This window comes from Streptomyces sp. NPDC058279 (genome assembly GCF_042881255.1).
GTDB lineage: Bacteria > Actinomycetota > Actinomycetes > Streptomycetales > Streptomycetaceae > Streptomyces.
Genome location: NZ_JBHVYA010000002.1, coordinates 507,410 through 518,955, shown reverse-complemented (window position 1 = coordinate 518,955; position 11,546 = coordinate 507,410). Strand labels below are relative to the sequence as shown.

Below are 11,546 nucleotides of genomic sequence, written 5' to 3'. Positions count from 1 at the left end.
GCCCCCGGCGCTTATCCCCCTGGGGGCCGCCCCCGGCCCGCCGTGGCTGGCGCTCCTTCGACCCTTCCTCAACCCACCCCCCGCCCCCCGCGCGGCCCCCCCGGGGGGCGCCCCCCCGCTTCTCGTTGTGCGGAACGCCGGAGCGGGCGTCGGGGCCGCTGCGGTACCCTGACGCCATGCGTGCCGTACGCCTTCTGCTTACCGAGCCGCGCTGATCAGTACCGACCCTTCGAGACGGTCGGCATCGGCGCGGCGTCCCCTCCTGTGCGAGGGGTTTTTTCGTTTGGGCAGGCAGAGACGGCAGAGACGATCGATGGAGCTTCAGAAATCATGAGCGAGACGAACACCCCGGCCCCCGAGGCGGCCGAGGCGCACCGCTACACGGCTGCCATGGCCGCCGACATCGAGGCACGCTGGCAGGACGTATGGGACGCCGAGGGCACCTACGAGGCCCCCAACCCGACCGGTGACCTGGCCGGGGACCCCGCGGTCGTCGCGCGCCCCAGCAAGTTCATCATGGACATGTTCCCGTACCCGTCGGGTGCGGGCCTGCACGTCGGTCACCCGCTCGGCTACATCGCGACCGACGTCTTCGCCCGCCACCAGCGAATGTCCGGCCACAACGTCCTGCACACCCTGGGATTCGACGCCTTCGGCCTGCCGGCCGAGCAGTACGCCGTGCAGACCGGCACGCACCCGCGCGTGTCCACCGAGGCCAACATCGAGAACATGAAGGTCCAGCTCCGCCGGCTGGGCCTGGGCCACGACAAGCGCCGCTCGTTCGCGACGATCGACCCGGACTACTACAAGTGGACGCAGTGGATCTTCCTGCAGATCTACAACTCCTGGTACGACACCGACGCCGGGAAGGCCCGCCCGATCGCGGAGCTGGTCGCCGCCTTCGAGGACGGCTCCCGTGAGGTTCCCGGGGGCCGTGCCTGGGCGGAGCTGAGCGCCGGCGAGCGGGCCGGCGTGCTGAACGAGTACCGGCTGGCCTACGCCTCGGACGCGCCCGTGAACTGGTGCCCGGGGCTGGGCACCGTACTGGCCAACGAGGAGGTCACCGCCGACGGCCGGTCCGAGCGCGGCAACTTCCCCGTCTTCAAGGCCAAGCTGAGCCAGTGGAACATGCGGATCACGGCCTATGCCGACCGCCTGCTGGACGACCTGGACGCCCTGGACTGGCCCGAGGCCATCAAGCTCCAGCAGCGCAACTGGATCGGCCGCAGCGAGGGCGCGCGCGTCGACTTCGCCGTCGGCGCCGACGCCATCACCGTCTTCACCACCCGCCCCGACACCCTGTTCGGCGCCACCTACATGGTGCTGGCGCCCGAGCACGAGCTGGTCGAGAAGATCGTCCCGGCCGCGTGGCCCGAGGGCACCCACCAGGTGTGGACCGGCGGCGCCGCGACCCCGCGCGAGGCGGTCGACGCGTACCGCAAGCAGGCCGCCGCCAAGTCGGACGTCGAGCGCCAGGCCGAGGCCAAGGACAAGACCGGTGTCTTCACCGGCGCCTACGCCACCAACCCGGTCAGCGGCGACCAGGTCCCCGTCTTCATCGCCGACTACGTCCTGATGGGCTACGGCACCGGCGCGATCATGGCCGTCCCGGCCCACGACAGCCGCGACTTCGCCTTCGCCCGCGCCTTCGAACTGCCCATGCGCTGCGTCGTGGAGCCCTCCGACGACCGCGACGCCGACCCGGCGGAGTGGGACGACGCGTTCTCCTCCTACGACGGCACGATCGTCAACTCGACCGGCGAGGGCGTCTCCCTGGACGGCCTGGGCGTCGTCGAGGCCAAGGCCCGCATCACCGAGTGGCTGGCCGGGCGCGGCATCGGCGAAGGCACCGTCAACTTCCGCCTGCGCGACTGGCTGTTCAGCCGCCAGCGCTACTGGGGCGAGCCCTTCCCGATCGTCTACGACGAAGACGGCGTCGCGCACCCGCTGCCCGAGTCGATGCTGCCGCTGGAGCTGCCGGAGGTCGAGGACTACTCGCCGCGCACCTTCGAGCCGGACGACGCCGCCTCGAAGCCGGAGACCCCGCTGTCGCGCAACGAGGACTGGGTTTATGTAGAGCTGGACCTGGGTCGCGGCGAGGGCGTCAAGCGCTACCGCCGCGAGACCAACACCATGCCGAACTGGGCCGGCTCCTGCTGGTACGAGCTGCGCTACCTGGACCCGCACAACGACTCGGCGCTGGTGGACCCGGCGATCGAGCGGTACTGGATGGGCCCGCGCGAGGGCGCCCCGCACGGCGGCGTCGACCTGTACGTGGGCGGCGCCGAGCACGCGGTGCTGCACCTGCTGTACGCGCGCTTCTGGTCCAAGGTGCTGTTCGACCTGGGCCACGTCTCGTCCGCCGAACCGTTCCACAAGCTGTTCAACCAGGGCATGATCCAGGCGTACGCGTACACCGACGCGCGCGGCGTGTACGTGCCGGCTGCCGAGGTGGAGGAGCGCGACGGCGGCTACTTCCACCAGGGCGAGCCGGTCAAGCGCGAGCACGGCAAGATGGGCAAGTCCCTGAAGAACGCCGTCACGCCGGACGAGATCTGCGAGGAGTACGGCGCCGACACGCTGCGCCTGTACGAGATGGCGATGGGCCCGCTGGATGTGTCGCGTCCGTGGGACACGCGGGCCGTGGTGGGTCAGTACCGGCTGCTCCAGCGCCTGTGGCGCAACATCGTGGACGAGGAGACGGGCGCGGTGACCGTCGTCGACGCCGAGCCGGCCGAGGACACCCTGCGCGCGCTGCACAAGGCCATCGACGGGGCCGGCGCGGACATGGCGGGGCTGCGCTTCAACACCGCCATCGCGAAGATCACCGAGCTGAACAACTTCCTGACCAAGGCCGGCCGGCCGCTGGAGCGCTCGGTCGCCGAGCGGCTGGTGCTGCTCGTCGCCCCGCTGGCGCCGCACATCGCGGAGGAGCTGTGGCACCGGCTGGGGCACAGCGAGTCGGTGGTCCACCAGGACTTCCCGGTCGCGGACCCCGCGTACGTCGTGGACGAGAGCGTGACGTGCGTCGTCCAGGTCAAGGGCAAGGTCAAGGCCCGCCTGGAGGTGCCGCCGACGGTCTCCGAAGGTGACCTGGAGCAGCTGGCGCTGGCCGACGAGGCGGTCGTGGCGGCGCTCGGCGGAGCGGAGATCCGCAAGGTGATCGTGCGTGCGCCGAAGCTGGTGAACATCGTCATCTGAGCGTCGACACCCGGCTCGCTGCCGAGCGCGGCGCCGACGGCCGTGGATCGCGGTGTAGGGGTCTTCCCGTACGGGCAGGTTGGGGGTTCGAAAGGAACCCCCGACCTGCCCGCTGCGTTTACGGTGGAAGGGACGGAATAGGCAGGGGAAGGGAGCCTCATGGAGGCGGGCGCGTTGATCATCTTTGCCCTGTTGATGCTGTTCGCTTTCCTGGGGCTCGGCATATGGGCCACCGTGAAGGCGGTCGGCGCGGCGAAGCGCGGCGTCGACCGGACGCTCACGCAGGCCCGGCGGACGGTGGAGGACACGACCCTCAGGGCCAGGAGCCTCGGCCAGGTGGGCGTCACGGCGGGGCTGGCGCAGCTCCGGCTCGACCTGCGCACGTCGATGCGGGCGACGCAGCAGGCGCTCTACCAGGGCGTACAGACGGACGCCTCGCTGAAGGAGTCGATCGGCCTCTTCGAGCGGCTCAGCGAGCACGGGCACGACCTGGACGCCGAACTGAAGCGGCTGGAACAGGAGCCGGACCGCAAGCGGATCGCGGAGGGCCTGCCCGACCTGCGGGAACGCACCCGCAAGATCACGGAGTCGGCGGACTCCCTGCGGTGGGCGGCGCGGGAGCGCGCGCGGCGCTTCGCGGAGGACGAACTGTCCGCCTTGTCGGCGCAGATCGAGGTGGAATCGGGCGCGCTGCGCGACTGGTCGCGGGAGTCGGTGGACGACCTCACGGCGGCCGCCGCCTCCTGGGAGGCGGGCGAGCACGAGCGCCGGCCCGGCGGCCCGAAGGAGTCCGGTCCCGCCGCCCTGAAACCGGCCTCCCCGCAGCCGCGACACCCGTGGGAGAAGGCGCCGCGGCCGGAGAAGACGGCCTGAGGCGACGGCCTGGGGCGACGGCCTTAGGGCGCCGGGTGGCGGACCGGGGGCGGCCGGGGGCGACGGCCTTAGGGCGGCCTGGGGGCGGGCTGGGGGCGGGCTGAGGAGGGCCTGTCCCGCGTGGGGCCCGTGGGTTGCCCGAGCGGTGGCGTTGGATCTTGCGGGGGCCGCGGGCGGGGAGCCTGTGAGGGGGCCAGGCTGCCGGAGGGGGGTCGCTGGCGGTAACCTCCCGCTCATGTCCCGCCATGTCGCGATCGTCACCGATTCCACGGCCTACCTGCCCCCACCGGCGATGGCGCGGCATCGGATCACCGCTGTCCCGCTGACCGTGGTGCTCGGCGACGAGGCGCTCGAAGAGGGCACCGAGATCTCGGCCCGCAGCCTTGCCCTGGCCCTGCAGAAGCGGCGTTCGGTCACCACGTCCCGCCCGAGTCCGGATGACTTCGCCCGGGCCTACCGGGCGGCCGCCGACGCCGGTGCGACCGGGATCGTCAGTCTCCACCTCTCCGCCGAGTTCTCCGGCACCTGGGACGCCGCCGTGGTGGCCGCCAAGACCGCCCCCGTCCCGGTCAGGGTCGTCGACACCGGCATGGTGGCCATGGCCCTGGGTTTCTGCGCGCTCGCCGCCGCCGAGGTGGTGGAGAGCGGCGGCTCCGTCGACGAGGCCGTGGCCGCCGCCGAGAAGCGGGCCGCCGACATGTCGGCGTACTTCTACGTCGACACGCTCGACTACCTCCGGCGCGGCGGTCGCATCGGGGCCGCGCAGGCCCTCCTCGGCTCGGCGCTCGCCGTCAAGCCGCTGCTCACCCTCGACGGCGGGCGGATCGAGATGCTGGAGAAGGTGCGTACGGCGTCCAAGGCCATCGCCCGTCTCGAAGAACTGGCCGTCGAACGCGCCGGCACCGGGAGCGTCGACATCGCGGTACACCACCTCGCGGCGCCGGAGCGGGCGGAGAAGCTCGCGCAACGGCTCCGGGAACGGATTCCGGGGCTGGTCGAGCTGCACGTCAGCGAGGTCGGCGCGGTCATCGGCGCGCACACCGGGCCGGGTCTGTTGGCGGCCGTCGTCTCGCCGCGCTGATTTCAAGGAGCGGAAGGGCGGGTTGCGGTGGTGGGCGCTGTGGGGGGTGCTGTGGGGGTGCTGTGACGGTGGCTGAGCGGGGTGCCGGGGCGGCCGGGTGGTCACCGGAACGGGTGACGGGGTTATCCACAACCGTCCGGTCATCCACCGGAATTGAAGCCTCCGAACGAAGATCGGGAGGGGCCCCTACCGTCGTGGCATGACTCCACGAACGCGTACCTCGCCCCCTTACCGAGCCGGCGCCACCAGTGGCCCCGGCCGTCCCCACCGGTCCGACGGCCGGTTCCGCGACCGACGGCGGCCGCACGCCGATCCCGTGGCGGTGCGACGGCGGGCGGAAGCCCTCCTGACGGCGCCGCCGCCTGCGCACCTGCCGGGTCCCGTGCCTGATCCCCCGCCTGATCCGCTGCCTGATCCGCTGCCTGAACCCGTACCCGATCCCGTGCCGGGTCCGGCGCCCGGGATTCGTGTCCGGGGTGCCGACTCCGAGTCCGGCATCGGCCGTGCGCCGGTCGCCATGGCGGCCGGGGTGGGGACGGGGGCGCGACTCGACCGGCGGGGCGCGCGGTGGCTCGCGGTGCGCGAACGGCTGCCCGTGTGGGTGCAGTCGCGGTGTGCGATGGAGCCGAGGACGGTGGCGGCGCTCGCGGTGGTGCTGGTCGCGGCGGTGGGCTTCGCGGGCCGGTCGTACTGGTCGGCCGGGCCGCGGCCGGTGACCGCGCCGGCCGTCGTCGCCCCCGCTTCGGTACCCGCCCCCACCCCGGCGCCGGCGGCCCCGGCCCCCACCGCGGGCACCCGGGTCGTGGTGGACGTCAGCGGCAAGGTCCGGGAGCCGGGGGTGCGGACGCTGCCGGCCGGGGCGCGGGTGGAGGACGCACTGGCCGCCGCCGGGGGAGTGCGGCCGGGCACCGACACGACCGGGCTGAACCGGGCCCGGGTGCTGGTGGACGGCGAACAGGTGGTGGTGGGCGTACCCGCGCAGCCCCCGGCGGCCGGCGGTGGTCCGGGACCCGGGTCGCCGGGGGGCCCGCTGAGCCTGGGCAGCGCCACCGTCGCGCAGCTCGACGGGCTGCCCGGGGTCGGCCCCGTACTCGCGCAGCACATCATCGACTTCCGGACCGCGCGGGGCGGTTTCCGCTCGGTGGAGGAACTCCGGCAGGTCGACGGGATCGGCGAACGCCGGTTCTCCGACCTGCGCAAGCTGGTGCGGCCGTGAACCGCCCGGAGGGGGCCGCGCCGATGGACCTGCGGCTCGCCGCGCCGGCGCTCGCGGCCTGGGCGGCGGCCGCCGTCGCCCTCGACGCGCCGGCCGGGTGGACCGCCGTCGCTGTGGGCCTGGCGGTGGCCGCGGCGGGGCTCTTGCTGTGGGCCGGCTGTCGAAGGCCACGTCCGGTGTGGAGGTTGGGTGCGGCCGTCGCCGCCGGATTGCTCTGCGCGGGCGCCGGTGCCGGGGTGGCCGGGCTACAGCGGGCCGAGGCGCGGGCCGGTCCCGTCGTCGGACTGGCCGGGGAGCACGCCCGGGTCCTGGCGGAGTTCACCGTCGCCTCCGATCCCCGCCGCGTCGGGGCCGGGAGCGGGCCGCCGATGGTGACGCTGGACGCGGTGGTGACCCGGGTGACGGGCCCCGACGGGGCGCGCACCAGGGTGGAGACGCCGGTGCGGGTGCTGGCCGGGCACCCGGCGTGGGCGGGGTTGCAGCCCTCGACGCGGGTCGAGGTGGTGGGGCGGTTGTCCCCGGGCCGGGGTGGGGAGCGGGCGGTGGCGTTGCTCCGCCCGGCGGGGGACGTACCGCCGAGGGTGGTGCGTGGCCCGGACGAGGCGCAGCGGCTCGCCGGAACCCTGCGGGCCGGGTTGCGGGAGGCGACACGGGGACTGCCGGCCGACGCCGGGGCGCTGCTGCCGGGGCTGGTGGTAGGCGATGTGTCCCGGGTCCCGCCCGACCTGCACGAGGCGTTCCGTGCCACCGACCTGCTGCACCTGTTGGCGGTATCCGGTTCCAACCTCACCGTGGTGCTGTTCCTGCTCATCGGGCCACCGGCCGCGGCGCAGCACGCCGAGCGGCGCGGGCTCGCGCCTCGCCTCGGGCTCTCGCTGCGGGCGACCGCCCTGTGCGGGGCGGCGCTGACGCTCGCCTTCGTGGTGGTGTGCCGGCCCGAACCGAGCGTGCTGCGGGCCGCCGCCTGCGGGGCGATCACCCTGCTGGCCCTGGCCACCGGCCGGCGCAGGTCGCTGGTTCCCGCGCTGGCCGCCGCCGTTCTGCTGCTGGTCCTGTACGACCCGTGGCTGGCCCGCAGCATCGGGTTCCTGTTGTCCGTGCTGGCGACGGGGGCCTTGTTGACCCTGGCGCCGTGCTGGGGGGAGGCCTTGCGGAGGCGGGGCGTGCGGCCCGGGCTCGCCGATGCGTTGGGTGCCGCCGCGGCCGCCCAGGCGGTGTGCGCCCCGGTGGTCGCGGTGCTCTCCGCCCGGGTGAGCCTGGTGGCGGTGCCGTGCAACCTGCTGGCCGAACTCGCGGCGGGTCCGGCCACGGTGCTGGGCTTCGCGACGCTGGCGGTGGCCCCGCTGTGCATGCCGGCCGCGGAACTCCTCGCCCGGTGCGCGGGCGTGCCGGCCGGGTGGATCGCGGGGGTGGCCCGCGCCGGGGCCGCGCTGCCCGGGGCGGAGCTGGCGTGGCCCGGCGGGTTCGCGGGCGGTGCGCTGCTGGTCGCGGCCACCGCCGGCGTGCTCGGCCTGTGCGTCCGGTGGGGGCGCAGGTGGTGGTTCTGCTCCGCCTTGGCCGTGGCGCTGCTCGCCGCCGTACTCAGGCCGCCCGTGCTCATCCGTACATTCAAAGGTTGGCCACCGTCCGACTGGAGCTACGTCCAGTGCGCGGTGGGGCAGGGGGACGCGGCCGTCCTCGCCGTGGCACCGGGCACGGCGGTGGTCGTGGACGCGGGACCGGAGCCCGGACCGGTCGACGCGTGCCTGCGGGACCTGGGCGTGCGCAGGATCCCGCTGCTCGTGCTGACGCACTTCCACGCCGATCACGTGGGCGGTCTCGCCGGGGTGCTGCGCGGCCGGGCCGTGGGGGCGATCCAGACGACGACGCTGGAGGAACCCGCCGCCCAGGCCGAGTTCGTCCGGCGCACGGCCGCCGAGGGCAAGGTGCCGGTCGTCGCGGCGGTGGCGGGCGAGCGGCGGCGGACCGGGCCGGTGGAGTGGCGGGTGCTGTGGCCGCCGCCCGGCGGGCCGCCGACGGAAGGACCGAACGACGCGAGCGTCGCGCTGCTGGTGCGCACCTCCGGCCTGACGCTGCTCCTCCTCGGTGACCTCGAACCACTGGCCCAGCAGGCCCTGTTGCGGGAACATCCGGAGCTCGGTCCGGTGGACGTGCTGAAAGTCGCCCACCACGGCTCCGCCCACCAGGACCCGGACCTCCAGGCGCGGGTCAGGCCACGGATCGCGCTCGTACCGGTGGGCTCCGAGAACCGGTACGGACATCCCGCGCCCGCCACGCTCGCCCGGCTGCGGGCGATGGGGACGGTCGTGCTGCGCACCGACACCGACGGCAGCGTGGCCGTCGTGGGAAGCGGCCCAGGGCTACGAGCCTTTCCGGCCGGCCGGCGGCGCCGACGGCGCGGGCATACCGGGCGCGACCCTTCTGTTTGCCCCCGAACCGGCAGCATGATCGAATGCGTCTTCGCCGGAACGGTCAAAGTCCACAACGCACGGGGGTGCATCAACCATGTTCGGACGCCGACGGGGGATGGAGACGGGCGGCAGCGCCGCCTCCCACACGGCCGCGACGCTCACGCTGCCACACACGGCCCGACTGCTCAGCTGCCGGGTGCTCGACACGGTCCACCAGCCGGTGCGCCAGGCGAAGTTCGAGGTGACCGACCCGATCGGCCGCCGGGTCGTCGGCGGGGAGACCGATCCGTACGGCGGGTTCACCGCAGCCGTGCCGGAGGGGGAGTACCGGCTGACCGTCACCGCCGAGGGCTACGCGCCCTTCCACGGGGCGACGCTGGTGGGGGACCCGGCGCAGCGCGGCACGGCGGAGATCGTCCTGGACGCCGTGGAGCCGCCGCTGCTGCCCGCGCCCGGGCACTGGGAACTCGATCCCACGCACTCCTCGATCGCCTTCACCGCACGGCACATCGGCTTCGCCCGGATCCACGGCCGGTTCACCACCTTCGCCGGCGGGGTACGGATAGCCGAGCGGATGGAGGACTCCTCCATGCGCGTGATCATCGATGCGGGAAGCATCGACACGGGGCTGCGGATGCGGGACGACCACCTGCGTTCCGCGGACTTCCTGGACGCGACGCGCCATCCCACGGTGGAGTTCTACAGCGAGCGCTTCATCCACCGGGGCGGCAGCCGCTGGGCCGTCGCGGGCGCCCTGACCCTGCACGGCGTCAGCCGCTCCGTGACCTTGGACACCCGCTACCTGGGCAACGGCACGGGCCTCCAGGGCGAAGCGCGGGCCGCGTGCCGGGCCACGACGGAACTGAACCGCGAGGACTTCGCGCTGAACTGGCAGTCGGTGCTGGCCCACGGGGTCGCGGCGATCGGCGCGAGCGTGGAGGTCGAGTTGGACATCCAGATCGTCCACAAAGCCTGAGGAGGCCGGGCCGGGGGCCGGGGTCGGGGCGGGGCTCAGGGAGCCTCCAGCCACCCCTCGTAGGCGGCGGCGAGGTCGTCCAGCGAACCGGGATCGAGCTTCTCCTGCGGGTCCTCGACGACCACCAGCCACTGGGCGTCCTCCGCGTCGTCCTCACCGGCGAGGGCGTCGCGGACCAGTTGAGGTTCCTCGGGCAGGCCGAAGCGGTCGACGATCTCGGTCGCCACTTCCTCGGCGGCGTCGCGGTCGGGCAGGACCAGTACATGTCGCGCGTTCACCCGACCATTCTCCGGGACGGGGTTGTCGCCGGGGATCGGGGGAGGGGGGTTGTCGGTGGGGCGTGGGATGCTGGAGGCGATGGCCACCAGGAAGAACCCCACCGACGATCCGCTCGCCCCGCTCACCCTCGCGGTGGGGCAGGAGGACCTGCTGCTCGACCGAGCCGTACGGGAGGTGGTGACGGCGGCGCGGGCCGCCGATGCCGACACCGACGTGCGGGACCTCGCCTCCGAGCAACTCCAGCCCGGCACGCTGGCCGAGCTGACCAGCCCCTCGCTCTTCTCCGAGCGCAAGGTCCTGATCGTGCGCAACGCGCAGGACCTGTCGGCCGATTCGGTGAAGGAGGTCAAGGCGTACCTCGCGGCGCCGTACGAGGAGATCATCCTCGTCCTCCTGCACGCCGGCGGCGTCAAGGGCAAGGGCCTGCTGGACGCGGCGCGCAAGGCCGGTGCCCGGGAGATCGCCTGCCCGAAGATGACGAAGGCGGCGGACCGGCTGTCGTTCGTGCGGGGGGAGTTCCGGACGCTGGGGCGTTCGGCCACCCCCGAGGCGTGCCAGAGCCTGGTCGATTCGATCGGCAGCGACCTGCGGGAACTGGCGAGCGCGGCGGCGCAACTGTGCGCGGACGTCGAGGGAACCATCGACGAGGCCGTGGTCGGGCGTTACTACACCGGTCGGGCGGAAGCCTCCAGCTTCACCGTCGCCGACCGGGCGGTGGAAGGGCGGGCGGCGGAAGCCCTCGAAGCGCTGCGCTGGTCACTGTCCACCGGTGTGGCGCCGGTGCTGATCACCAGCGCGCTGGCCCAGGCGGTACGGGCGATCGGGAAACTGGCCTCGGCGCCGCGCGGGGCCCGCCCGGGCGATCTCGCGCGGGACCTGGGCATGCCGCCGTGGAAGATCGACCGGGTCCGGCAGCAGATGCGGGGCTGGTCGGCGGACGGCGTCTCGGAGGCGCTGCGCGCGGTGGCGCTGGCCGACGCGGGGGTGAAGGGCGGCGGCGACGACCCGGAGTACGCCTTGGAGAAGGCGGTCGTAGCGGTCGCCCGCGCGGCCCGCCCCCAACGCCGTTAGGTGGTGTCAGGCGCAGTCGGCCGCCCGCCCGTACGACCCAACGTGGCCTCGGGCCGGCCGGTCGGGAAGCCACCGCTGCGCACCCAGCGCCGCGGAGGTGGTGCCCCGTAGCGGTGCGTCGCCCGGTGCGCCCGACGTCCGGGCCCCTCGGTGGTGGCTGCGAGACCCGGCACAGGGCGCCGGCGGTAGGCGGTGATGCCGGCCTGCGCGCCGATCCGGCGGGCCGGCCGGATGACCGGTCGGCTCCTGAGCGGTGCCGGGCCGTTCAGGCGCGCCCCCGGCGGGTGTACCGGCCTGCGGTCCTGGCCCCTGGCCGGGTGGCGGTCTCCGGGGGGGGGGGGCCGGGGCCCCCCCCCCCCCACCCGGACCGGGAGGTGCGGGGGGGGCCCCCGGACCCGCACGCCCGGGGGGGGGGGGGGGCGGCCCCGGTTGGTGGCC

At 74.2% G+C, this 11,546-nt stretch carries 7 protein-coding genes and 1 pseudogene; 7 read left to right on the top strand and 1 reads right to left on the bottom strand.

Translation table 11 applies throughout. The features are described 5' to 3' along the window. Positions 1-330 precede the first annotated feature (330 nt). From leuS to ACFVXJ_RS07120, 6 genes and pseudogenes are all read left to right on the top strand, one after another. On the top strand, positions 331-3,201 hold the full coding sequence (gene leuS, locus ACFVXJ_RS07145; protein ID WP_389659896.1) for a leucine--tRNA ligase: 2,871 nt from the start codon (positions 331-333) through the stop codon (positions 3,199-3,201). A 159-nt stretch (positions 3,202-3,360) separates the two neighbouring features. Beyond that, positions 3,361-4,074 (top strand): hypothetical protein, encoded by a 714-nt coding sequence (locus ACFVXJ_RS07140; protein ID WP_389659891.1) that lies wholly within the window; start codon positions 3,361-3,363, stop codon positions 4,072-4,074. 235 nt (positions 4,075-4,309) lie between these two features. After that, entirely contained in the window at positions 4,310-5,155 is an 846-nt protein-coding gene (locus ACFVXJ_RS07135; protein ID WP_389659888.1) for a DegV family protein, read from the top strand. Positions 5,156-5,672: 517 nt separating this feature from the next. Further along, positions 5,673-6,371 carry a helix-hairpin-helix domain-containing protein gene (locus ACFVXJ_RS07130; RefSeq protein WP_389659885.1) on the top strand — a complete coding sequence of 233 codons (699 nt, stop codon included), beginning with the start codon at positions 5,673-5,675 and terminating at the stop codon, positions 6,369-6,371. A gap of 23 nt (positions 6,372-6,394) precedes the next feature. Beyond that, positions 6,395-8,740, top strand: a pseudogene (locus ACFVXJ_RS07125) (ComEC/Rec2 family competence protein); the annotation flags it as partial. A gap of 136 nt (positions 8,741-8,876) precedes the next feature. Next, a complete protein-coding gene (locus tag ACFVXJ_RS07120; protein WP_389659883.1) occupies positions 8,877-9,758 on the top strand; it encodes a YceI family protein in 882 nt (293 codons plus the stop codon). 35 nt (positions 9,759-9,793) lie between these two features. On the opposite strand, the gene ACFVXJ_RS07115 is transcribed toward ACFVXJ_RS07120, so the two are convergent. Then, positions 9,794-10,036 carry a hypothetical protein gene (locus tag ACFVXJ_RS07115; protein ID WP_389659880.1) on the bottom strand — a complete coding sequence of 81 codons (243 nt, stop codon included), beginning with the start codon at positions 10,034-10,036 and terminating at the stop codon, positions 9,794-9,796. A 79-nt stretch (positions 10,037-10,115) separates the two neighbouring features. On the opposite strand from ACFVXJ_RS07115, the gene holA reads away from it, so the two are divergent. Further along, on the top strand, positions 10,116-11,108 hold the full coding sequence (gene holA / locus ACFVXJ_RS07110; protein ID WP_389659877.1) for a DNA polymerase III subunit delta: 993 nt from the start codon (positions 10,116-10,118) through the stop codon (positions 11,106-11,108). The last annotated feature ends 438 nt before the right edge of the window (positions 11,109-11,546 follow it).